At 70.3% G+C, this 22,033-nt stretch carries 18 protein-coding genes and 1 tRNA gene; 9 read left to right on the top strand and 10 right to left on the bottom strand.

What is annotated here, in order from left to right; all coding sequences use genetic code 11:
- Positions 1 to 20 precede the first annotated feature (20 nt).
- Positions 21 to 821, top strand: coding sequence for a phosphorylase (locus BMZ47_RS25900; RefSeq protein WP_091865081.1), 801 nt, complete (start codon positions 21 to 23; stop codon positions 819 to 821).
- Between the two features lie 219 nt (positions 822 to 1,040).
- Here the strand turns inward: BMZ47_RS25900 and BMZ47_RS25895 are convergent, their stop codons facing one another.
- On the bottom strand, positions 1,041 to 2,585 hold the full coding sequence (locus BMZ47_RS25895) for a Do family serine endopeptidase (protein WP_007561776.1): 1,545 nt from the start codon (positions 2,583 to 2,585) through the stop codon (positions 1,041 to 1,043).
- Positions 2,586 to 2,920: 335 nt separating this feature from the next.
- On the opposite strand from BMZ47_RS25895, the gene BMZ47_RS25890 reads away from it, so the two are divergent.
- Positions 2,921 to 3,298, top strand: coding sequence for a hypothetical protein (locus BMZ47_RS25890; protein WP_139221074.1), 378 nt, complete (start codon positions 2,921 to 2,923; stop codon positions 3,296 to 3,298).
- 203 nt (positions 3,299 to 3,501) lie between these two features.
- Here the strand turns inward: BMZ47_RS25890 and BMZ47_RS25885 are convergent, their stop codons facing one another.
- The 5 genes from BMZ47_RS25885 to BMZ47_RS25865 all read right to left on the bottom strand — a co-directional run bounded on the left by BMZ47_RS25885 (position 3,502) and on the right by BMZ47_RS25865 (position 9,860).
- The gene (locus BMZ47_RS25885) at positions 3,502 to 6,219 is read right to left on the bottom strand and encodes a valine--tRNA ligase (RefSeq protein ID WP_091865077.1); all 2,718 of its coding nucleotides are present in this window, start codon (positions 6,217 to 6,219) and stop codon (positions 3,502 to 3,504) included.
- A gap of 114 nt (positions 6,220 to 6,333) precedes the next feature.
- Positions 6,334 to 6,933, bottom strand: a complete 600-nt coding sequence (locus tag BMZ47_RS25880) for a PopZ family protein (protein ID WP_208601117.1) — start codon at positions 6,931 to 6,933, stop codon at positions 6,334 to 6,336.
- A gap of 123 nt (positions 6,934 to 7,056) precedes the next feature.
- Positions 7,057 to 8,619, bottom strand: a complete 1,563-nt coding sequence (locus tag BMZ47_RS25875; RefSeq protein WP_268868441.1) for a TolC family outer membrane protein — start codon at positions 8,617 to 8,619, stop codon at positions 7,057 to 7,059.
- 826 nt (positions 8,620 to 9,445) lie between these two features.
- Complete coding sequence (locus BMZ47_RS25870; RefSeq protein WP_007561800.1) at positions 9,446 to 9,757, bottom strand: ETC complex I subunit; 312 nt, start codon at positions 9,755 to 9,757, stop codon at positions 9,446 to 9,448.
- Positions 9,758 to 9,783: 26 nt separating this feature from the next.
- Positions 9,784 to 9,860: transfer RNA gene (locus BMZ47_RS25865), tRNA-Pro, on the bottom strand.
- A gap of 451 nt (positions 9,861 to 10,311) precedes the next feature.
- Here BMZ47_RS25865 and BMZ47_RS25860 point away from each other — a divergent pair.
- From BMZ47_RS25860 to BMZ47_RS25845, 4 genes are all read left to right on the top strand, one after another.
- Positions 10,312 to 11,250, top strand: coding sequence for an SMP-30/gluconolactonase/LRE family protein (locus tag BMZ47_RS25860; protein WP_091865074.1), 939 nt, complete (start codon positions 10,312 to 10,314; stop codon positions 11,248 to 11,250).
- A 196-nt stretch (positions 11,251 to 11,446) separates the two neighbouring features.
- On the top strand, positions 11,447 to 12,154 hold the full coding sequence (locus BMZ47_RS25855) for a glutathione S-transferase N-terminal domain-containing protein (protein WP_007561804.1): 708 nt from the start codon (positions 11,447 to 11,449) through the stop codon (positions 12,152 to 12,154).
- Positions 12,155 to 12,161: 7 nt separating this feature from the next.
- Complete coding sequence (locus BMZ47_RS25850; protein ID WP_091865072.1) at positions 12,162 to 12,737, top strand: NUDIX domain-containing protein; 576 nt, start codon at positions 12,162 to 12,164, stop codon at positions 12,735 to 12,737.
- The gene (locus tag BMZ47_RS25845; protein WP_091865069.1) at positions 12,734 to 13,627 is read left to right on the top strand and encodes an inositol monophosphatase family protein; all 894 of its coding nucleotides are present in this window, start codon (positions 12,734 to 12,736) and stop codon (positions 13,625 to 13,627) included. Before BMZ47_RS25850 ends, BMZ47_RS25845 begins: the two co-directional genes overlap by 4 nt.
- Positions 13,628 to 13,689: 62 nt before the next feature.
- On the opposite strand, the gene BMZ47_RS25840 is transcribed toward BMZ47_RS25845, so the two are convergent.
- The gene (locus tag BMZ47_RS25840; protein WP_007561810.1) at positions 13,690 to 14,010 is read right to left on the bottom strand and encodes an ArsR/SmtB family transcription factor; all 321 of its coding nucleotides are present in this window, start codon (positions 14,008 to 14,010) and stop codon (positions 13,690 to 13,692) included.
- A 52-nt stretch (positions 14,011 to 14,062) separates the two neighbouring features.
- Here BMZ47_RS25840 and BMZ47_RS25835 point away from each other — a divergent pair, with 52 nt between their 5' ends.
- On the top strand, positions 14,063 to 15,211 hold the full coding sequence (locus BMZ47_RS25835) for an MFS transporter (RefSeq protein ID WP_091865067.1): 1,149 nt from the start codon (positions 14,063 to 14,065) through the stop codon (positions 15,209 to 15,211).
- A gap of 100 nt (positions 15,212 to 15,311) precedes the next feature.
- Here the strand turns inward: BMZ47_RS25835 and clpB are convergent, their stop codons facing one another.
- Positions 15,312 to 17,936, bottom strand: a complete 2,625-nt coding sequence (clpB, locus tag BMZ47_RS25830) for an ATP-dependent chaperone ClpB (protein ID WP_091865065.1) — start codon at positions 17,934 to 17,936, stop codon at positions 15,312 to 15,314.
- A gap of 195 nt (positions 17,937 to 18,131) precedes the next feature.
- Between clpB and BMZ47_RS28290 the strand changes: the two genes are divergently transcribed.
- The gene (locus BMZ47_RS28290; protein WP_167369112.1) at positions 18,132 to 18,908 is read left to right on the top strand and encodes an MOSC domain-containing protein; all 777 of its coding nucleotides are present in this window, start codon (positions 18,132 to 18,134) and stop codon (positions 18,906 to 18,908) included.
- 10 nt (positions 18,909 to 18,918) lie between these two features.
- Here the strand turns inward: BMZ47_RS28290 and BMZ47_RS25815 are convergent, their stop codons facing one another.
- Positions 18,919 to 19,512 (bottom strand): c-type cytochrome, encoded by a 594-nt coding sequence (locus BMZ47_RS25815; protein ID WP_091865061.1) that lies wholly within the window; start codon positions 19,510 to 19,512, stop codon positions 18,919 to 18,921.
- Positions 19,512 to 20,786: a PQQ-dependent sugar dehydrogenase gene (locus BMZ47_RS25810; protein WP_208601116.1), complete on the bottom strand. Its 1,275-nt coding sequence runs from the start codon at positions 20,784 to 20,786 to the stop codon at positions 19,512 to 19,514. The genes BMZ47_RS25815 and BMZ47_RS25810 overlap by 1 nt, the downstream gene beginning before the upstream one ends.
- Before the next feature lie 337 nt (positions 20,787 to 21,123).
- Between BMZ47_RS25810 and BMZ47_RS25805 the strand changes: the two genes are divergently transcribed.
- On the top strand, positions 21,124 to 21,777 hold the full coding sequence (locus BMZ47_RS25805; protein WP_091865060.1) for a protein-L-isoaspartate O-methyltransferase family protein: 654 nt from the start codon (positions 21,124 to 21,126) through the stop codon (positions 21,775 to 21,777).
- Positions 21,778 to 22,033 lie beyond the last annotated feature (256 nt).

Below are 22,033 nucleotides of genomic sequence, written 5' to 3'. Positions count from 1 at the left end.
CGAACCCCGGTATCCCGCACGTGGCCACCTCCGACGACGATCCCGCGGCGCCGGCCCCCCGGCGCTCGCGGCTCCTTGCGGAGCTCGCCGGACTGGTCCACCAGCGCGCCATGATCGATCCCGCCGCCCCCGTCCTCGCCGTCACCGGTCTCGCCCGCGAGCGCCGTCTCGCGGCCGGGGAGGGGGTCGAGGCGGTCGGCGCCGGCGGCAACCCGCACCGCCTCCGTCAGCTCCTCGACGCCCGCCCGCAGCCCGGTTGCCGGGCGGTGATCAGCTTCGGCATCGCGGGCGGCCTCGACCCCTCCCTGAAACCCGGCGACGTGGTGGTCGGGACGGGAATCGTCGGCGAGGAAGGCCGGCGCGCGGCCGATCTCGACCTCTCGGCCACCCTCCTCAACGCCCTTGCGGGGATCGGCCCCCGGGTGATCCCCGCCGACCTCGCAGGCGTCGACACCGCGATCCTCGGTATCGACGGCAAGGCGGAGCTGCGCGCTCAGACCGGCGCCGCCGCCGTCGACATGGAATCCCACGTGGCCGCCGCCTTCGCGGGCCGCCACGGCCTACCCTTCGCGGCCCTGCGGGTGATCTGCGACCCCGCCAACCAGGCGCTCCCGGCCTTCGCGGCGCAGGCGCTCACCCCGGACGGCGAGCCCGATATCGCCGCGGTGTTCTTCGCCTTCGCCCGGGGACGGGCGCGGCTCGGCGACCTGATGCGTTTGGCGCGCGATTCGAACGCCGCGTTCGCCTCGTTGGGGAAGTGCCGAACGCGGTTGGGGAAGGGGCTCGGGATCCCGACGCCGTCTCATCCGGTGTCCGGCTGATAGACCAGCAATCACGCGCGCCCTTTCCGAACGCGGGGGCCCTCGGTCGCTCGGCGCGCGACGACGACGCGAAACTGGAGGCCCGGAGAAGACATCCGGCCCCGCGTCAATCCTGACGTCTGAACGAAAAAAGACGCCGACCTCTTCGGCCGGCGTCTGTCAGGCGGATGCGTCGCCCGGCGCGGGAGACCTAAATCCTGCGCCGGGTGGGAACCGGCCTCAGCCGGCGTTCTTGCTCAGCGACACCGCCACGAAGCGGGTCTGGCCCTTTCCGCTCTTGACCCGCATCAGCACGGCCTTGCGGCCGCTCGATTCCGCCGCGCGGATCTGCGCCGCGACGTCGGCCGGGCGGGACACGCTCTGGCCGCCGACATCGAGGATCACGTCGCCGGCCTCGATACCCTTGGCGGCGGCCGGACCGTCCGGATCGACCTGGACCACGGCGACGCCCTGCTCGGACAGGCCGACATCGGCGGCCGGCGCGAGGTTCAGGCCGAGCCGCGGCTGGCCGTTGCCCGAATCGTCCTCGCGGCTTGCGACCTTGGTGCCGTCTGTCGGCATGGCGCCGAGCGTCACCGTCGCGGTGTCGGCCTTGCCGCCCCGCAGGTAGCCCAGCTCGACCTTGGCGCCGGGCTTCATGCTGGCGATCCGGCGCGAGAGCTCGCGGGCGCTGTCCACCGTGTCGCCGTTGACCTTCTCGATCACGTCGCCGGCCTTCAGACCGGCCTTGGCCGCCGGGGTGCCGCTCTCGGCATGATCCACCAGGGCGCCCTTCGCCTTGTCGAGACCGAGCCCCTCGGCGATATCCTGCGTCACCGGCTGGATCTGGACGCCGAGATAGCCGCGGGCGACCTTGCCGTCGGTGCGGAGCTGGTCGACCACCGCCTGCACGGTCTCGGCCGGGATCGCGAAGGCTAGGCCGACGCTGCCGCCGGAGGGCGACGCGATGGCGGTGTTCACGCCGACCACCTCGCCGTTGACGTTGAAGGTCGGGCCGCCGGAATTGCCCTTGTTGATCGGGGCGTCGATCTGCAGGAAGTCGTCGTAGGGGCCGGCGCCGATGTCGCGGCCGCGGGCCGAGACGATGCCGGCCGTGACGGTGCCGCCGAGGCCGAACGGGTTGCCGATCGCCACCACCCAGTCGCCGACCTGCGGGGCGGTCTTGCCGAACTGGACGTAGGGGAAGTTCGAGCCCTCGTTGATCTTCAGGAGCGCGACGTCGGTCTTAGCATCCTTGCCGATGACCTTGGCGTCGAGGGTGCGGCCGTCGTCGAGGGTCACCTGCACGGTCTTGGCATGGTCGACCACGTGGTTGTTGGTCACGACGTAGCCGTCGGCCGAGATGATGAAGCCGGAGCCGACCGCGCCGCGCGAGCCCTGGCGCTGCTGCGGCTGGGCCGGCATGCCGCCCGGGCCGTTCTGGCCGAAGCGCCGGAAGAACTCGCGCAGCTGCGGCGGCACGTTCTGGAGGTTGCGGCCCTGGCTCGGCCCGTCATCGTCGTCGCTGCTCGCCGAATCGTCGAGCTTGACCTTCACCGAGACGACGCCTGGCTTCACCTTGTTGACGATGCCGGCGAAGGAGCCGGGCGGATGCTCCGGGGCCTCGATCGGGGTCTTGGGCAGGGCCTGGGCGAAGGCCGGGGTCACGGAGGGGAGGGTGCTGCCCAGGGCGCCGCCGGCGATCAGCGCGGCAGCCGCCACCGAGGCGAGGGCGCGGCGCGAGGTCCGGCCGGCGATCGGGTTTTGAGGACGGGTCTCGGTCATGGGGATCGCAACCTCTTGGAACGGATCGGGACGCCGCCGGGAACGCGGCGGTCGATGCGATCGGTCTAACGGGCGGCGCCTGACCCCGGCGTGGCGGTCAAATTACGGTTTGGACATGTGCGCCAGCTCCGCGAAGACGAGGTTGCCGTGTCCGGCTCCCGGAGGGCGGTCAGGCAATGCCAAGTCCCGTCGGCGGCTCGGGAAGACTCCGCGGCCTGTGCCGCCTGTCACCGGCGCTTCCGGAAAGGTGCGATAGGGTCCGATCAATCCCGGCAGGCGGCCGTAACCTTCGGTCCTGTCGGTCGGCGCCGCGTGAGATGCGTGAGGGTGGGGCGATGAGGACGGTGTTTGCGGTTGCCATTCTGGTCGGATCGACCATCGGGGCGATGGCGGCCGATGGGTACGGGGATTATCGGAGCTACTTCGACGAAAAGCCCGCTGCCGGCGATCGGACCAAGCTGAAATCCACGAAGACGAAGCGCCATCCCGTCGAGGACGTCGATACGCGGCGCTACGACGACGGCGTTGCGACGACGAACCCGGACAATCTGAAGTTAGGCTACAGGAACCGCGCCGGGATCTACGTGCCGCCCGACTATTCCACCCATCCGCGCGGCTCGGCCGGGGACGGTTTCGGCGGTTCGACCGCCGAATCGTATGGCAGCTTCAGCGCGCCCAATCCCTTCGTCGGCCCGCTCGGCACGCGCCGTTGAGGTTGGGTTTGGCCATCCAGGGGCTCAGTCCCACCCCCGGCCTCATCCCGAGGAGCCGGTGCAAAAGCGTAGGCCTCGAAGGAGCCCTCCAGAAAGATCAACGATCCCTGGCGGTCTCCTTCAATGCCCGCTGTTGAGGGCGCTTCGGGATCGAAAGGTCGCGCAGGTTACGCGATGCGGCTTATGGCAGCCGCTCCAGCGGCCTAATCCCCGCTGAGCCGGGCCAGCGCTTCCTCGATCTTCACGAGCCGCGCCGCCTCGGCCTCCCGGCGCTCGCGGTTCTCCTCGATGATCTCCTCGGGGGCGCGGGCGACGAAATCGGCGTTGCCGAGCTTGGCGTCGATCTTCTTGATCTCGCCCTGCGCCTTGCCCTGCTCCTTCTTTAGGCGCGCGACCTCGGCGGCGAGGTCGACGATGCCTTCGAGCGGCAGGGCCGCGACGCTGCCGCGCACGAGAAGCTGCACCGAGTTCTTCGGCGGCGTCTCCGAAAAGGTGATCTCGGAGAGCCGGGCCAGCCGCAGCAGCGTGTCCCGCCAGGCCTCGACCCGGGCGCGGACCTCGGGGGACGCCCCGACCATCACCAGGGGGATCTGCGCTGCGGCCGGGACGCTGGTCTCGGAACGGGCCGAGCGGACCTGGGTGACGAGATCGACCACGAAGCCGACCTCGGCCTCGGCACCCGCATCCGCGAGCCCGGCCAGATCCGGCCAGGCCGCGAGGGTCAGGAGGCCGCGCTCGGGTAGCGCCGCGCCCTTGATCGCCCAGAGCTCCTCCGTGAGGAACGGCATGAACGGGTGCAGAAGCTTTGCGACCTGATCGATCAGGAACGCCACAGTCGCCTGGGTCTCGGCCCGGACGGCCGGATCCACGCCCTCGCCCTGGAGCACGGGCTTGGCCAGCTCGAGATACCAATCGCAGAAGATGTTCCAGACGAACCGGTAGGCGGCGCTCGCCGCATCGTTGAACCGGTAGGCTTCGAGGGCCGCCGTCACCTCGCCCACGGCCCGGGCGGCCTCGGTGAGCGCCCAGCGGTTGATTGCCCCGGTGATCGCCCGCGGGTCGTAGGCGGGATCGAGCTGGCAGCCGTTCAGCTCGGCGAAGCGGGCGGCGTTCCAGAGCTTGGTCGCGAAGTTGCGGTAGCCCTGGACCCGGTCGGTGGACAGCTTGATGTCGCGGCCCTGGACCGCGAGCGCGCAGAGGGTGAAGCGCAGGGCATCGGCCCCGACCTGATCGATCAACTCCAGGGGATCGACGACGTTGCCCTTCGACTTCGACATCTTGGCGCCGGAGGCGTCGCGCACCAGCGTGTGCAGGTAGACCGTGTCGAACGGCGCCCGGTCGGTGAGGTGCAGGCCCATCATCATCATCCGGGCGACCCAGAAGAACAGGATGTCCTTGCCGGTCACCAGGGCGTTGGTCGGGTAGAAGCGGGCGAGTTCCGGGGTCGAATCTGGCCAGCCCAGGGTCGAGAACGGCCACAGCGCGGAGGAGAACCACGTGTCGAGGACGTCCTCGTCGCGCGTCAGCGTCACCGCTTTGCCGTGCTTCGCCGCGGCCAGGGCCAGGGCCTCGGCCTCGCTCTCGGCCACGAAGATCCCACCCTCGTCATCGTACCAGACCGGGATCTGGTGGCCCCACCAGAGCTGGCGCGAGATGCACCAGGGCTCGATATTGGTGAGCCACTGGAAGAAGATCTTCTCGTAGTTCTCGGGGACGAACTTGGTCTGGCCGTCGCGCACCGCCTGGAGCGCGCGCTCGGCCAGCGGCTTGACGTTCACGTACCATTGGTCGGTGAGATAGGGCTCGATGACCACGCCCGAGCGGTCACCGTGCGGCACCGCATGGGTGTTCGGCTCGATGGCGCGCAGGCGCCCGCGCGCCTCCATCAGGGCGACGACCTCCTTGCGGGCCTGCGCCCGATCGAGCCCGTGCAGCGCCAGGGCCTCGGGATCGGGCGACGCGTCGGCCAGGAACGCCGCATTGCCGTCGAGCAGCATCCGGCCCTCGGGATCGAGGATGTTGATCACCCCGAGATTGCGCCGCCGGCCGACATCGAAGTCGTTGAAATCGTGGGCGGGCGTGATCTTGACCGCGCCGGTGCCCTTCTCGGGATCCGAATATTCGTCGGCGACGATCGGGATCAGGCGACCGACCAGGGGCAGGCGGACCTGCTTGCCGACGAGCGCCGTGTAGCGCGCATCCTCGGGATGGACCGCGATGCCGGTATCGCCCAGCATCGTCTCGGGCCGGGTGGTGGCGACCGTGATGATCGCGCCGGTCTCGGCCCCGGTCTCATCCACCACCGGATAGTCGAAGTGCCAGAGATGGCCCTTGGTCTCGATCTGCTGGACCTCGAGGTCCGAGATCGCGGTCTGGAACTTCGGGTCCCAGTTCACCAGCCGCTTGTCGCGGTAGATCAGCCCCTGGCGGTGCAGATCCACGAAGGTCTTGAGCACGGCGCGGCTCAGGCCCTCGTCCATGGTGAAGCGCTCCCGCGACCAGTCGCAGGAGGCGCCGAGCCGCTTGAGCTGGTTGACGATCGCGCCGCCGGATTCGGCCTTCCAGGCCCAGACCTTCTCGACGAAGGCCGCACGGCCGATCTCGCGGCGGCCGGGCTCCTGGCGCTCCATCATCCGGCGCTCGACCACCATCTGGGTGGCGATGCCGGCGTGGTCGGTGCCGGGCTGCCAGAGCACGTCCTTGCCGCGCATCCGCTCGAACCGGCACAGCACGTCCTGGAGCGTGTTGTTGAGCGCGTGGCCCATATGCAGCGAGCCCGTCACATTCGGCGGCGGGATCACGATGCAGTAGGGCGGGGCGCCGGCGCGCTCGGGCCGGCCGGCGCGGAAGGCGTCCGCCTCAGCCCAGGCGGCGGAGATCCGCGCCTCGACGGAGGCGGGCTCGAAGGTCTTGTCCATCATCGCGGGTATGGGCCGGCGCTCGTCCAACAGGTTGGACCCGCTTTCGACCGTCAGGCCGCGTCCGTCAACACGCGCCCGGCACCGGGCAGACCCTCGGGCGGGCGGGCCGGCCGCTCAGCGGCCGCGCGAGACCCGCTCGATCTCGGCGCGCACCAGCCGCTCGACCACGGCCGGCAGGTTGTCGTCAAGCCAGGACTTGAGCATCGGCCGGAGCATCTCCTTGACCAGATCCTCGAGGGTGCGGGCGTTCTGGGTCAGGACCGTGTGGGCCAGCAGGTTGAAGGCGCCGTTGACGCTGGCGTCGGTCGCCGGCGAGATCAGGGTCTCGGCCTCAGGCTCCGGCCGCGGCGGGGCCTGGAAGACCGGCTCCGGCTGCGGCGGCGGGCTCGGCCGCGCGGGCGGGGGCTCCGGCGCGGGCTCCGGTTCGGCGAAGGCCTCGTCCCCGAAATCGATCGCGTCGAAATCGAGGGGCTCGGGCGTCGGCTCCGGCGGCGCCACGGCGCGGGGCCGCATCACCGGCTCGGCGACCTCGGCGAGGTCGAGCACGTCGTCCGGCTCCGGCGCGGGCGCGACCTCGGCGGGCTTGGCCGCCTGATCGTCCGCGATGATCCTCCGGATCGAGGCCAGGATCTCTTCCATCGAAGGCTCGTGCGCCTTCTCGGCAGCCTTGTCCTGGAATTTCGAGTCCGGGATCTTGGGGCTCGCTGCACTCATCAACAGGCGCGCTCGGGCAGGGGATGTTCGGAAGATGACCCGATCGGGCCGCTCGTCAAACAGTATTCCATGCCAATTCGTCGCGGCAAGCGCGCCTGCAACACACTCCCCGTGGAAAAGACCTCAGCGCCCGTCCGGGGTGCGCAGGCCGAACCACAGATCCTTGACCTGGTCGTAGTGGATCTTGGCGCTGTAGTACTCCACCGGCAGGGCGGTGAAGCGGGCGGTGAGCTGCCCGATCGACTGGACCACGCCGTAGGAGAAGATCACCCGGTCGCGCTGGGCCAGGATGAGGTTCACCCGCGAGTTCAGCAATTCCTGCTGCGCGTTGAGCACGTCCAGGGTGGTGCGCTGGCCGACGCGGGCCTCCTCGCGCACGCCGTTCAGCGCCACCTCGTTGGCCTGGACCTGGGCCTGGGCCGCGATGACCTGCGCCTTGGCGGCCTCGAGCCGGCCCCAGAAATCGACGATCTGCGCCCGGACCTGGTCGCGGACCTGATCGACCTGGATGCGGTACTGGCCGACCGTCTCCTTGGCCTGCCGGATCTGCGCGTAGGTCTGACCGCCCTCATAGATCGGGATGTTGAGCCGGCCGCCGACGAACCCGACGAAGAAGCTCTGGTTCGGCCCGTTCTGGTCGTAGAGCTGGCTGAGCGAGCCCTGCAGGCTGAGCGACGGTGCGAGCTGGCCCTCCAGGATCTTGACCTGGGCCTCGGCCCCGTCGACCGCGTGGATTGCCGAGACGACCTGCGGATGCTCGCGCAGGCCGATGGCGATCGCCGCGTCGAGGCTGACCGGGACGTAGCGGTCCAGGGGCCGGCCCGGGGCCAGCTGGCGCGGCTCAACGCCGATATTCTGGCGGTAGACGCCGATGCTGGTGCGCAGGGTCGATTCCGCGGCGCTGACCTGGGAGCGCGCGCCGGCGAGCCGGGCTTCCGCCTGGGCGACGTCGGTGCGGGTCACCTCGCCGACGTTGAAGCGGTCGCGCGTCTGGCGCAGCTGCTCCTCCAGGACCTCGACGTTGTTCCGGTTGAGCTCCAGCGTCGCGGTGTTGCTGAGCACGTTCATATACGCCTGGACGGCGTTGTAGAGCACCGTGATCTCGGTGAACCGCAGGGTCTCGCGCTGGCTGTAGACGGTGGATTCGGCCCGACGGACGGAATTGTCGGTCTGGAAGCCGTTGAAGATGGTCTGCGAGACGGTGAGGCTCGCGCTGCTGGGCAGGTAGGTGGTGCGCGTCGTCCGGTTCGACGTGACGACCTGGGAGGTCACATCGTTGGTCGTGGTCGCGCCGCCGGCCGCCTGACCGGCGGTGTTCGAGGCCAGGCCGCCCGCCGAGGTGCCGGTGTTGCCGAGCCCGCCCGCGGCGGTGCCCGTCCCGATCCCGGTCGTGGCGCCGGCGGCCGCGCCGCCGAGGCCCGAGGCTCCGGCGGAGCCCGCGGTTCCGCCGCCGGTGGTTCCCGTGCTGGCCGTGCTCGCACCCGTGCTGGTCGCCCCGGCGGCCGCGGAAACGGAGCTGCCGCTGCGGGTCTGGAGATACTGCACGCCGATCGAGGCGCCGACATTGACCTGCGGCCTGTAGCCCGACTGCGCGATGGCGACGTTCTCGTCGACCGCGCGGACGCCGGCACGGCCGGCGTTCAGAGACGGGTTGCCCTGGTAAGCCTTGGCGAGAGCGCTCTCCAATGTCTCGGCAATAGAAGGATTCGTCGCAAAAATCGCGAGTCCGGACGCTATTCCGATGATTCGGAGCGCGGGGCAACTCGCTGGTGGACGTATTGTCACGATAACAAGCCCTTGCGGTCTCTTAACGGTCCGGATGTCCGCCACGAAAACGGCCAAGGTACGGCGTTACGCAGGGATCCGATCAAGCCCGCCCCACCGTCACGCTTAGCGCAAAACCGTCGGTTTGGCTCGGGCTTGCCTGGCGCTGGCGTCGAAATGTGGCGCGTTGGGGCATTAAGGTGACACATGGCGGGCCGGCCCGGGAGCGCACTCGCCACGGCGCTACGGCCGGCATCGCGAACGGCCGTTTCGCCCATGTTTCGAACGGGTTGGCGCTGCTCGGATTGTGCCGAGCCAAGGGGAAGAAGACCCGTGCTGCCCGACCCGCGGCACGTCTTCCGCGGGCGCGTTCCGGCTGGCATGGGCGAGGTCTGCCGCGTTTGCGCTGTCGTCGACACGGTCTCGACGTGTCGAGCCGTCCAACGCTGCGGTGAGCCAGGCTTAAGCCGCCTATTTGCGCCGGCAATCTCAGTCTTTCGATGGCTGACGATACCGCTTTCGGTCCGGTCGTCCCGCGCCGTCGCGGTGGATGCGCAGAGGCCAAGGCATTGTGCAGCTTCAGGCCACGCCTGCCGCAAGACCGCTTCGCGACGCCCTCATGGGCGAGAAGGGCGGGGCGCCATCACAGCGCGGGGAATAGTCGGATCCCCGAAGATCAGGTCCCCGGGGCGAAGGCCAGCCGCCTGCCGGTGCCGAACCCGGACGCCGGCATCGATCCGCTGACGGCTCAGTGCGTCCAGGGGGCCGTGCGGTTGAACTTGAAGTTGTCGGAGTAGGACAGGCCCTTGCGGGAGACCGGCTTGGCCGGCTGCTCGACCCGGTAGGCGATGCCTTCGCGCTTGGCGTAGGCCACCGCTTCCTCCTCCGTGTCGAACTCCAGACGGACCTGCTGCATCATGTCGGCCGACCCGTTCCAGCCCATCAGCGGATCGATCTCACGCGGGCTGGTCGGGTCGAATTCCAGGATCCACTGCTTGGTGCGGGCCATGCCCGACTGGGTGGCGTCCCGGGACGGGCGGAAGATGCGGGCGCTCGGCATCTGGTCTCGACAAGCTCCTGATCGAATGGTCGGGGCGATAGGATTCGAACCTACGACCCCCTGGTCCCAAACCAGGTGCGCTACCAGACTGCGCCACACCCCGACACCCCGTTACGGGCTCCGATCCCTAGCGTTTCGCCGGTTCGGGCGCAACGGGGCACCGGGCCACGGGGGGTATCCCGCGCCGGGATTAACCGTCCCGCAGTCGTGTGCCGCTCAAAAATCCCTCGATCACTTGTCAGACAATTCAACGGCGGCTAAGGTCTTTATCGGGACGGCGAGGGCTGATTCTCGCACCGACGAACCGACTGCATATCCATTGGGGGGCGGTGGAGACGCGGCGCGGTGACCAGCGGTGGGGGATCTTGGTCCTCGTCGCTCCCGTGTACGGCGTTGCGCTGCTCATCGCCGGTCCTCGATACGCTGCTTCGATATCCGCAGCGGACGCAGCTCCCTCGACGACGCGGCTCGTTGCGTCTGGCGTCTCCGCGGCGATCTTGTATCGCGGTCACGCCGTGGCCGGATCCGCCGGCCGGTGTGAGGAGATCTGCCCCGTGTGGACGCCGAGCGCGCTCTATCCCGATCCGGCCGTCGAGATTCTCGACGCTTCGTTCGCTCGCTACCGGGTGTTCAGCGCCGCGGTCGAGCGGCTCGCCACCGGCTTCCGCTGGTGCGAGGGCCCGGTCTGGTTCGGGGACGGGCGCTATCTTCTGTGGAGCGACATCCCCAACAACCGGATCCTGCGCTGGGACGAGGAGAGCAACGCAATCGGCGTGTTCCGCAGGCCGTCGGGATTCGCCAACGGCAACACCCGCGACCGGCAGGGGCGGCTCGTCACCTGCGAGCATGGCGGCCGCCGGATCGTACGCACCGAGTATGACGGGGCGCTCACGGTGCTGGCGGATTCGTTCGACGGCAGACGCCTCAACTCGCCGAACGATGTCGTCACCGCCCGGGACGGTTCGGTCTGGTTCACCGATCCGACCTTCGGCATCGCCGGGTTCTACGAGGGCGAGCGGGCCGAGTCCGAGCTGCCGCAGAACGTCTACCGCCTGGACGCGGAGACCGGCGCCCTGGAGGTGGTCGCGCACGACATCGCCGGGCCGAACGGCCTGTGCTTCTCGCCGGACGAATCGCGTCTCTATCTCGTCGAATCCCGCGGGGAGCCGACCCGGCGCATCGTCGCCTTCGACGTGGTCGGCGGTCGGGCCTTGCACGACCGCCGGGTCCTGATCGATGCCGGGCCGGGCACGCCGGACGGGATCCGCTGCGATACCGACGGCAACCTCTGGTGCGGCTGGGGCATGGGCGACCACGCCCTCGACGGCGTGATGGTGTTCAACCCGGAGGGCCGCCTGATCGGCCGCATCCGGCTGCCGGAGCGCTGCGCCAATCTCTGCTTCGGCGGCCGCCACCGGAACCGCCTGTTCATGGCGGCGAGCCAGTCGCTCTATGCCCTCTACGTGGACACCCAGGGCTGCGCCGGCGGCTGAGGCCGCGCGGGCGCGGCGGGCCTTTCCGACCATGCTTGACCGGGGCGGGTCGCAGGCCCACCTCCCCAGCGCCGGGGCCCGGGGCCTCCTTCCGGATCGCGGATCCCCGAGGAGGCGCCGGGGCTTTGTTTTGGCATCATCGTTTCCGAACGCCGGCACGACCGTCCGGGATGATGCGTCAGCGGGACACAAGCCGATGATCGATCTGTACTATTGGCCGACGCCGAACGGCCACAAGGTCACGATGTTCCTCGAGGAGGCCGGCGTTCCGTATCGGATCAAGCCGGTCAACATCGGTAAAGGCGAACAATTCAACCCGGACTTTCTCAAGATCGCCCCGAACAACCGCATGCCGGCGATCGTCGACGACGAGCCGGCCGACGGCGGCGCGCCGGTTTCTCTGTTCGAATCGGGCGCGATCCTGTTGTATCTCGCCGAGAAGACCGGGCGCTTCATCGCGGGCGATCTGCGCGGCCGGGCCGAGGTGCTGCAATGGCTGTTCTGGCAGATGGGTGGCCTCGGGCCGATGCTCGGCCAGAACCATCATTTCTCGCAATATGCCCCCGAGAAGATCGACTACGCGATCAAGCGCTACGTGAACGAGACCAACCGGCTCTACGGCGTGCTCGACCGGCGCCTGGCCGACAGGCCCTTCGTGGCAGGCTCCGAATACTCGATCGCCGACATGGCCTGCTACCCGTGGATCGTGCCGTGGGAGAAGCAGGGCCAGAAGCTCGACGACCACCCCAACCTCAAGCGCTGGTTCACCGCGATCGCGGAGCGGCCCGGCACCCAGGCGGCCTATGCCCGGGCGCCCGAGGTCAATCCCGATTACGGCCAGACCATGAGCGAGGACGCCAAGAAGGTGATGTTCGGCCAGACCGCCGCGACCACCAAGCGCTGACCCGTCCATGACCGGCACGCGGACCGCTCTCCCCCTGCGGGTGATCCACAGGGGCTGGAACACCTTCGGCATCGCCACGCTCACCCAGCCTGACGGCAGCACGGTGCCGCGGGCCCTGGAGGACCATGGCGAGGCGGCCTGCGTGCTGCCCTACGATCCCGAGCGGCGGGTCGCCCTGCTCGTCCGGCAGAGCCGGGTCGGCCCGGCCTTCTGGGGCGAGCCCCCGGCCCTCGACGAGGCGCCCGCAGGGGGCCTCGACGGCGGCGAGCCGGAGGAGACCGCGATCCGCGAGGCGATGGAGGAGGCGGGCCTGCGGCTCGCGCGCCTCGAACCCGTGGCCCACGCCTACAGCATGCCGAGCGTCTCCTCCGAACGGCTGTGGCTCTACCTCGCCCCCTACACGCAGGCCGACCGGGTCGGACCGGGCGGCGGATTGCCGGGCGAGGGCGAGCAGGTCGAGGTGCTGGAACTGCCCCTGGCCACCCTGGCGGACCAGGCGCGCTCCGGCCATCTGGCCGACCTCAAGACCCTGGTCCTGGTCCAGGCGCTGATGCTGCGCCGTCCCGAGCTGTTCACCGCATGATCCGGCCCGACGCCCCGATCGACGCCGTCCTGGCCGAGATGCTCGCCTTCTCCGAGGAGGCGGCACCGCTGGCGCTCGCGATGCGGGCGGCCGGGCTGTCCATGACCAACAAGGGCCCGGATCTCGGCCAGGCCCTCACCGAGGCCGACCTCGCCGTCAGCCGCCTGCTCCACGCCCGGTTCGGCCCCGACCTGATCGAGGAGGAGACCGCCGACGCCCTGGGCCACGCGGCCGCCAAGGCCATGCTCGCCCGGGATGCCTGGACCTTCGTGGGCGACCCGATCGACGGCACGCGGCCCTTCGCGGGCGGGCTGTCGGGTTGGGGCGTGATGGTGGCGGCCTGCCGCGATGGGTGGCCGCGCGCGGGCGTGATGAACCTGCCGGCCTGGAACGAGGACCGCTCCGGCCCCGCCCGCATCGAATCCGCCGAGGCGGCCCGGGGCATCCTGTTCGCGGCCTATGACGGCCGGGCGTTCTGGGCGCCGACCCGGGGCGGGCGCCGGACGGAAGCCCTGCGCGCGCTGAAACCCACCCCGAGCCGCACCGGCCATGTCGGCTGGCTCGCCGTCGCGGCGCAGCGCTTCACCCTGGATTATGGGCGGGCTTGGTTCCCCTGGAGCGAGGGCGGATCGATCTCGGACGCCGCGCTCCTGGCCACCGGGCGGCTCGACGCGACGGTCGTCAACAGCATGCTGTGGGACCTGGCGCCGATCCTGCCTCTCTTCGAGGCGCTGGGCTTTCGCCTCTTCCACTGGCCGGACCTCGCCGCCCCGCCGGCGGCGTTCATCGACCTGTTCGATGCGGATTTGTCGGCCCACGACGACCTGTGGATGGTCTGTCGCGACCGGGAGCAGGCGGCCGATCTGGCGCAGGCGATCCGCAAGGCTTAGCGGCCGGGCAGAGCCCTGCACCGTCAAGATCCTGCCCTGACAACCCGCTGAGGGGCACGCCCTCACGCCTCTGCGCCGCCATGGGCCATGATCGCGTCGAGCAGGCCGGGAAAGCGCGCGTCGATATCTTGGCGGCGCAGCGAGATCAGGCAGCGCATCCCTTCGGGCCGGGTGCGCGTCACGCCGGCCTCGCGGAGGATCTTGAGATGATGCGTCATGGTCGAGCGCGGCACGCTCTCGGCCAGAAGATCGCCGGACGCGCGCTCGCCCGTCTTCATCAGCTCCGACACGACCGCCAAGCGGGTCGGATCGCTCAGCGCGAACAGGACCCGGTGCAGCGTCAGGTCCGCGAGGTCGGGGTGAAAGAACTTGCGTGGGCTCATGGCGGCGTCTATGTACGATTTTCGTCGTACATCGTAAAGAGGGCGGCGAGACATGAAGCGGATCGCGATTCTGGCGTTCGGGATGTTCGCCCTGGGCTTGGATGCGTATGTGGTCGCGGGATTGCTGCCGGGGATCGGCGCTGCGTTCGGCGTCCAGCCCGGTGAGGCCGGGCAGGCGGTCACGGTCTTCACCTTGGCCTACGCGCTGGCCGCCCCGGTCTGCGCCACGCTCCTGGCCGGCAAGCCGGTGCGCCGGATCCTCGGCCTGGCGCTCGCGGTGTTCACCCTGGCCAATGCGCTGAGCGCGCTGGCGACCGGCCTGTGGGGGCTGCTCCTGGCCCGGGCGCTCGCTGGGCTCGCGGCCGGCCTGTACGCCCCGGTCGCGATCGCGTCGGCGGCAGCCTTGGTCGAGCCCGGCCGCAAGGGGCGCGCCTTGGCGCTGACCCTGGGCGGCATGAGCACCGGGACGGTCATCGGCGTGCCGGCCGGGCTATGGATCGCAGACCGGTTCGGCTGGCAGGGCGCGCTCTGGATGGTGGCGATCCTGGGAGCCGTCGCGACGGTGGCGATCCTGGCGCGCCTGCCCGACATCGAGGCCGCCGAGCCGCCATCCTGGCGGGCGCGCGTGGCCCTGCTGGCCGACGCGCCCGTGGTCGCCACGGTGACGGTCACGTTCCTCACCGCCATCGCCAGCCTCGGCCTCTACACCTATCTGGCGCCGCTTCTGGACCGGGCCGGCCTCAACGGTGCCGGGGCCTCGTATTTCTGGGCCTGGGGCATCGGCGGGATGGTGGGAAGCTTCTCGGTCGGACCACTCATCGACCGGACGCGCGATCCCCGCCGGGTGATGGCGATCATCCTGGCCGCCCTGACGCTCTCGCTCGCTTCCCTGCCGGGCCTCCTCGGCGCCTCGCTGCTCGGCTACCTGCCGCTGCTGGTCTGGGGCGCGATGGGCTGGGCCTCGCAGGCGCCCCAGCAGCATGCGCTGCTCCACCTTCGCCCCGACCACGGCAGCGTCGCCGTCGCGCTGAACAGCTCGGCGAATTATCTCGGCGGCGCGGCCGGCGCGGCGCTCGGCGGCGTGGTGGTCACGCTGGCCGGTATCTCCGCCCTTCCGGCGGCGGCCGCCGCCGTGGCGGCCGGGGGCCTCGCGCTGCAGATGGCGATCCTGGCCCGGGGCCGGCGCGTCGCGACCCGCTGATGCAGTGGATCGTGGGCCGCACCCTGGCTCGTGAAGCCAAAGGACAAAATGGGCGGCGCGCCCTGATCCGGCGCGCCGCCCCGTTCGAAGACTGAGACGCTCAGTTCAGAGCCACGTTCGGCGGCCGGCGCTCGGCGCCGACCGTGACGTCGCCGATCATCAGGCCCATCGGGCCCAGCCGGACCGGCACCGTCTCGCCGTCGTGGATCTTGCCCGACAGGACCAGCTCGGCCAGCGGATCCTGCACGTTCTTCTGGATCACCCGCTTGAGCGGCCGCGCCCCATAGGCCGGGTCGTAGCCCTTGTCGGCGAGCCAGATCTTGGCCTCCTCGTCGAGGTCCAGGGTGATCTTGCGATCCTCCAGGAGCTTTGCCAGGCGCCCGAGCTGGATCTCGACGATCGCGCCCATCTCCGACCGCGCCAGGCGGTGGAACAGGATGATCTCGTCGACCCGGTTCAGGAATTCCGGCCGGAAGTGGCTCCGCACCACGTTCATCACCTCCTCGCGGACCGCCTCGGTGTCCTCGCCCGCGGGCTGGTTCACCAGGTACTCGGCCCCGAGATTCGAGGTCATGATCAGCAGCGTGTTGCGGAAATCGACCGTCCGCCCCTGTCCGTCCGTGAGCCGGCCGTCGTCGAGAACCTGCAGCAGGACGTTGAACACGTCCGGATGCGCCTTCTCGATCTCGTCGAACAGCACGACCTGGTAGGGCCGGCGCCGCACCGCCTCGGTCAGCGCGCCGCCTTCCTCGTAGCCGACATAGCCCGGAGGCGCGCCGATCAGGCGGGCGACCGCGTGCTTCTCCATGTACTCGGACATGTCGATGCGCACGAGCGCCGTGTCGTCGTCGAACAGGAAGCCGGCGAGCGCCTTGGTCAGCTCGGTCTTGCCGACGCCCGTGGGGCCGAGGAACATGAACGAGCCGATCGGCCGGTTCGGGTCCTGCAGCCCGGCCCGGGCGCGCCGGACCGCGGTCGAGACCGCCTCCACCGCCTCCCGCTGGCCGACGACGCGCTTCGCCAGCGCCTCCTCCATGGCCAGCAGCTTCTCGCGCTCGCCCTCCAGCATCTTGTCCACCGGCACGCCGGTCCAGCGGGAGACCACGCCGGCGACGTGAGCGGGCGTGACCGCCTCCTCCATCATGCCGTCGCGGCTGCCCTCGGCCTTCGCCTCGATCTCGGCGAGCTGCTTCTCCAGGCCCGGGATCACCCCGTAGGCGAGCTCACCCGCGCGCTGGTACTGGCCCTGGCGCTGGGCCGCGGCCAGCTCGTTGCGCGCCTCGTCGAGCTTCTTCTTGAGGCCGGCGGCCGTGCCGAGCTTGTCCTTCTCGGCCTTCCACCGGGCGGTGATCGACGCCGAGCGCTCCTCGAGATCGGCCAGCTCCTTCTCCAGGCGGACCAGCCGGTCGCGCGAGGCGGAATCGGTCTCCTTCTTGAGCGCCTCGGCCTCGATCTTCAGCCGCACGATCTCGCGGTCGATCGAATCGAGCTCTTCCGGCTTCGAATCGACCTGCATGCGCAGGCGCGAGCCGGCCTCGTCGATCAGGTCGATCGCCTTGTCGGGCAGGAACCGGTCGGTGATGTAGCGGTTCGAGAGCGTCGCCGCCGCCACCAGGGCCGAATCCTGGATGCGCACGCCGTGGTGCTGCTCGTACTTCTCCTTCAGGCCGCGCAGGATCGAGACCGTGTCCTCCACGGTCGGCTCCGACACGAAGACCGGCTGGAAGCGGCGGGCGAGCGCGGCGTCCTTCTCGACGTGCTTGCGGTACTCGTCCAGCGTGGTCGCGCCGACGCAGTGCAGCTCGCCGCGGGCGAGCGCGGGCTTGAGCAGGTTCGAGGCGTCCATCGCTCCGTCCGCCTTCCCGGCGCCGACCAGCGTGTGCATCTCGTCGATGAACAGGATGATCCCGCCCTCGGCCGCGGTGACCTCGGAGAGCACGCCCTTCAGCCGCTCCTCGAACTCGCCGCGATACTTCGCGCCGGCGATCAGCGAGCCCATGTCGAGGGCCAGCAGGCTCTTGTCGCGCAGGCTCTCGGGCACGTCGCCGTTGACGATGCGCAGCGCCAGCCCCTCGACGATCGCGGTCTTGCCGACGCCGGGCTCGCCGATCAGGACGGGATTGTTCTTGGTGCGCCGGGACAGGACCTGGATGGTCCGCCGGATCTCCTCGTCGCGGCCGATCACCGGATCGAGCTTGCCGTCCCGGGCGGCCTCGGTGAGGTCGCGGGCATATTTCTTCAGCGCGTCGTAGGCGTTCTCGGCCGAGGCGTTGTCGGCGGTGCGGCCCTTGCGCAGCGCGTTGATGGCCGCGTTGAGAGAGGCGGGCGTCACGCCCGCCGCCTGGAGCGCGCGGCCAGCCTCGGAATCCTTCTCCACCGCCAGAGCGAGGAGCAGGCGCTCCACCGTGACGTAGGAATCGCCGGCCTTCTTCGCCGCCTGCTCGGCGGTGTCGAACAGGCGCATCAGCTCGCGCGTCGCCTGCGGGGCGGACGCGTTGCCGGATACCTTCGGCTGTTTCGCCAGCCACTGATCGGTCTGCGCCAGCGCGACCCGCGACTGGCCGCCGGCGCGGTCGATCAGACCGGCGCACAGGCCTTCGGGATCGTCGAGCAACACCTTGAGCAGGTGCCCCGGCTGAAGCTGCGGATGGCCCTCGCGCATCGCGAGGTTCTGCGCCGCCTGGACGAAGCCGCGGGCGCGCTCGGTGTAGATGTCGAAATTCATGCGTGTCTCACCCTCCCGTGCCGGCATCCGCCGCCCGAGATGGCGCGGCCCTGCCGAAACGTCGCCCCCCGGCTATCCGCCGCGTCGGGGCCCCGGCGCCGAAAGCCACCGGTAGACCCGATGTGGTGTTGTATTTGCGCACCACAAGGGGCCGGGGACTTGCGCGGCACAGCTTTTCCGCGCCACCTTCCCGGCATGCAAGCCGCGCTCGAAATCGGCCTCCTCGGCCTCTACCGCTACCCCGTGAAGGGGCTGAGTCCCGAGCCTCTGGAACGGGCGGAGCTGGAGACCAGCGGCTTCTTCCCGGGGGACCGGCTCTACGCCATCGAGAACGGGCCTTCGGGCTTCAACCCGGTGGCACCGCGGCACCAGCCCAAGACCAAGTACCTGATGCTGATGCGCGACGAGGCGCTGGCCCGCCTGCGCACCCGCTACGACGATTCCACCGCCACGCTCACGGTGGCGCATAACGGGGAAACCCTGGCCTTCCGGCTCGATACGGAGGCCGGTCGGGACGGGCTCGCCGACCTGATGCGGCGCTATCTTCCGGACAGCCTGCGGGGTGAGCCGAAAGTTCTCGCGGCGCCGCCGCAATACCGGTTCACCGATTCGCCCACCGGCTACGTCTCGCTGATCAACCGCGCGAGCGTGGCGGCCGTGGAAGAGTATCTCGGCGCGCCGGTCGACCCGCTGCGCTTCCGCGGCAACCTGCTGGTCGAGGGGCTGGCACCGTTCGCCGAGCTGGACATGGTCGGGCGGGTGATCGAGGCGCCGAGCGGGCTGCGGCTCAAGATCACCAAGCGCACCGTGCGCTGCGCCGCCACCAACGTCGATCCGACGAGCGGCGTGCGCGACCACGACATCCCCTGGACCCTCGACGCGCGGCTCGGCCATCGCGACCTCGGCGTCTATGCCGAGGTGATCGCCGGTGGCGCGCTCGCCGTGGGCGATACGCTGCGACCCGTGAGCTGAGCCGCGAGGCTCAGAGTCGCGCGACGTAGGCCGCCAGATCCTTGATGTCGGCCTCGCTCAGGCCCTGCGCGACCTCATTCATCGCCGGGTCGTAGCCCGGCCGGGCGTTCGACTTGTAGGCCGTGAGCGCCCGGGCGAGATATTCCTCGCGCTGCGCCCGGATCCGGGGAATCGCGTCCCGGCCGGCGAGGTCGGCGCCGTGGCAGGAATTGCACTGGTGCTTGGAGACCAGCGCCTGGGCGCGCGCCACCAGGGCCGGGTCCGCGGCCGGGCCCGACCAGGCTGGTGCCGGCAGGGTCGCGACCGCGTCGGCATAGGCGCGCAGGTCGTCGTCGGAGAAGCCGGCGGCGACGTCGTTCATCGGCGGGGCCTCGCGCTGCTTCTCCCGGAACTGGAATAGCTGCGTGACGACGTAATCCGCCTGCTGTCCGCCGAGCGAGGGCACGCCCTCGGTCTCGGACGTGCCGGTCCCGTGGCAGGCCACGCAGGGAGCCAGACGCTCCTGCATGGCCGCATCGGGCGCGGCCAGCGCCGCACCGGCCAGCAGGATGCCGAGGGCCGGCGCGAGCCCCCGGATCGCCCCGATCCTCGAGACAGCGCGCATCACTGGCCGTAGCTGACGCGGTAGATCGCGCCGTTGTAATCGTCCGAGACGAGCAGCGACCCGTCCTTGGCGACCAGCACGTCCACCGGCCGGCCGGCATATTTGTTGTCCTGGAGGAAGCCGGTCAGGAACGGCTCGACGGAGGCGACGTTGCCGTCCGGGCCCGGCCGCGCGACGACCACGTCGCCGCCGAGCTTGGCCGTGCGGTTCCAGGAGCCGTGCCGGGCGATGAAGGCCGCGTTCCTGTAGGCCTCCGGGAATTGCGCGCCCGTGTAGAACCGCATGCCGAGAGAGGCCGTATGCGGCCCGAGCAGGCCCGCCGGGGCGGTGAATTCCGAACAGGAATGGCCCCAGCCGTATTCCGGGTCGGTGAACGTGCCCTGGTGGCAGAACGGGTAGCCGAAATGCTGCTTGCCGGGCTCGGTCAGCACGTTGAGCTCGTCGTTCGGGATGTCCTCGGAGACCCAGTCGCGGCCGTTATCGGTGAACCAGAGCTGCTTGGTCTTCGGGTTCCAGTCGAACCCCACCGTGTTGCGCACGCCGCGGGCGATGACCTCGGCATTCTTGCCGTCGAGATCGATTCGACGGATCTGCGCGTGGGTGTCCGGCGGAAGCACGATGTTGCCGGGCGCGCCGATCGGCACGTAGAGCTTGTTGTCCGGCCCGATCGCGATGAACTTCCAGCCATGGGCCTCGTCCTTCGGCAGGTCGTCGTAGACGAGGCTCGGCTTCCCGGCGCCGTCGAGGTGCTGGGCGATGTCGTCGTAGCGCCAGATCTTCGACAGCTCGGCCACGTAGAGCGCGCCGTCATGGAACGCGACGCCGTTCGGCCGGTGCAGGCCGGACGCGATGGTCTTGACCGCGCGCTTGCCGTCCGGGCCGGCCTGCGGCAGCACCGCGTAGACCTTGCCGACCGTGCGGGTGCCGACGAACAGCGTCCCGTCCGGCGCCTGCGTCATCGAGCGGGCATTGGCGAGGCCGCTGGCATAGACCTCGACCTTGAAGCCCTCCGGAACCTTGAGCTTGTCGAGCGGCAGCTTGGCGGCGGCCGTCGCCAGGGGCGGCCCGGCGACCGGCGCGAGCTTGGCCGCGTCCCCGCCCTCCGGCCGGCCATAAAGCGCCGAGCCGCGGTCGACCTGCACGCTGGCCGGCGGCGCGGAGCTCGCCGGCGTCTCCTGGGCACGCGATCCGCCCGGGGCCAGGGTCCCGAGGCCCAGGCAGGCGAGCGCGGCGGCGAGCCCGCGCGTCAGAATCGGCTTGCTGGCTGGCGTCATGATGCCTCCCGATATGGCCGGGCTCTTCGCGCGCCCGATCCGGTCTGCACTCATTATTCAACGTCTGGCCGCGGGACGCGAGCCCTTGGACAACCCTGGCGCGACAGCGGCATGCGGCCGTCACCCGCCTTTCGCGTGCCAGCGTCGCCGGCTGCCGTCGCCGGGCGGCCGCGCCGTTGACGCTCGTGGCCGGTCCCATCCGCGAAAACCTTGCGTTTTGGCGAGTGATCTCCGAAAACGCGCGCGTCCGGAACGCTTGAGCTTGGCCGGGGACCGCGGCGCCGACGCAGCGGCCCGGCGGGGGCGGCGTTCCGATCCGGTTCGAGGACACGGTTCGATGATCGATTACGCGCAGGCGCGGCGGATGATGGTCGATTGCCAGTTGCGGACCTTCGACGTGAACGACAACGCGGTGCTCGACGCGTTCGACACGGTGCCGCGCGAGGCCTTCGTGCCCCCGGGCCGCGAGCCGTTCGCCTATATCGATCAGACCCTGCGGCTCGACGGCGCGAACGGCGAGAGCCGCTGCCTGCCGGCGCCGATGGTGCTGGCCCGGATGATCCAGGCCCTGAAGATCCGGCCCGGCGCCAAGGCCCTCGATGTCGGCACCGGCACCGGCTACGCGGCCGCCGTGATGGCGCATCTCGGCGCGGCGGTGACGGCGCTCGAATCGGTGCCGGACCTCGCCGAGAAGGCCCGCGCCAAGCTGGGCTCCTCGGCCCGGGTGATCGAGGGGCCGCTCCAGGCGGGGGCCCCCAAGGAGGGGCCGTTCGACGTGATCCTGATCAACGGCCGTGTCGAGGTCCGGCCGCAGGCGCTGCTGGATCAGCTCAAGGATGACGGCCGCCTCGCCTGCGTGTTTGGTCCGCACCGCAACGCCAAGGCGACCCTGTTCGTGCGCGCCGGTGACGCCTTCGGCTCGCGCCCGCTGTTCGACGCCTCGCTGCCGCTCCTCGACGCCTTCGCGGCCGAAGTCGGGTTCGCGTTCTGAGGCCGCTGGACGGGTCCGTCCCATCCGCGACGTGAGCCGGCCGCCTGCGCCGGAGCTTTGGGCGGCGCGACGACATTCGCGACCGCGCAGCGGTTAAGCGCCGAGATTGGTCCTGGACTTTGCGTCCGCTGGCGATGACGTGCGCCGGCCCGCCCGGTGCCACGCGTGGCGCCCTCGCGCGTCCTTCCATCGCCATCGGTGCGGTCTCGCTCGACGGGGCCACGGGTCAAGGCCGCGCTGCGCCGCCGTTGACCGT

Origin of the sequence: Methylobacterium brachiatum, assembly GCF_900113845.1 — a bacterium.
Classification (GTDB): Bacteria; Pseudomonadota; Alphaproteobacteria; order Rhizobiales; family Beijerinckiaceae; genus Methylobacterium; species Methylobacterium brachiatum.
Note: the sequence above shows the minus strand (reverse complement) of the source record. Positions and strands in the feature narration are given on the sequence as shown.

What these genes read in the sequence shown, in the direction of transcription:
- BMZ47_RS25850 (WP_091865072.1), top strand. Translation starts at nt 12,162, where the DNA reads ATGACCGGCACGCGGACCGCTCTCCCCCTGCGGGTGATCCACAGGGGC.
- BMZ47_RS25845 (WP_091865069.1), top strand. Translation starts at nt 12,734, where the DNA reads ATGATCCGGCCCGACGCCCCGATCGACGCCGTCCTGGCCGAGATGCTC.
- clpB (WP_091865065.1), bottom strand. Translation starts at nt 17,936, where the DNA reads ATGAATTTCGACATCTACACCGAGCGCGCCCGCGGCTTCGTCCAGGCG.
- BMZ47_RS25870 (WP_007561800.1), bottom strand. Translation starts at nt 9,757, where the DNA reads ATGCCGAGCGCCCGCATCTTCCGCCCGTCCCGGGACGCCACCCAGTCG.
- BMZ47_RS25890 (WP_139221074.1), top strand. Translation starts at nt 2,921, where the DNA reads ATGAGGACGGTGTTTGCGGTTGCCATTCTGGTCGGATCGACCATCGGG.
- BMZ47_RS25840 (WP_007561810.1), bottom strand. Translation starts at nt 14,010, where the DNA reads ATGAGCCCACGCAAGTTCTTTCACCCCGACCTCGCGGACCTGACGCTG.
- BMZ47_RS25810 (WP_208601116.1), bottom strand. Translation starts at nt 20,786, where the DNA reads ATGACGCCAGCCAGCAAGCCGATTCTGACGCGCGGGCTCGCCGCCGCG.
- BMZ47_RS28290 (WP_167369112.1), top strand. Translation starts at nt 18,132, where the DNA reads ATGCAAGCCGCGCTCGAAATCGGCCTCCTCGGCCTCTACCGCTACCCC.
- BMZ47_RS25885 (WP_091865077.1), bottom strand. Translation starts at nt 6,219, where the DNA reads ATGATGGACAAGACCTTCGAGCCCGCCTCCGTCGAGGCGCGGATCTCC.
- BMZ47_RS25835 (WP_091865067.1), top strand. Translation starts at nt 14,063, where the DNA reads ATGAAGCGGATCGCGATTCTGGCGTTCGGGATGTTCGCCCTGGGCTTG.
- BMZ47_RS25805 (WP_091865060.1), top strand. Translation starts at nt 21,124, where the DNA reads ATGATCGATTACGCGCAGGCGCGGCGGATGATGGTCGATTGCCAGTTG.
- BMZ47_RS25895 (WP_007561776.1), bottom strand. Translation starts at nt 2,585, where the DNA reads ATGACCGAGACCCGTCCTCAAAACCCGATCGCCGGCCGGACCTCGCGC.
- BMZ47_RS25880 (WP_208601117.1), bottom strand. Translation starts at nt 6,933, where the DNA reads ATGAGTGCAGCGAGCCCCAAGATCCCGGACTCGAAATTCCAGGACAAG.
- BMZ47_RS25815 (WP_091865061.1), bottom strand. Translation starts at nt 19,512, where the DNA reads ATGCGCGCTGTCTCGAGGATCGGGGCGATCCGGGGGCTCGCGCCGGCC.
- BMZ47_RS25855 (WP_007561804.1), top strand. Translation starts at nt 11,447, where the DNA reads ATGATCGATCTGTACTATTGGCCGACGCCGAACGGCCACAAGGTCACG.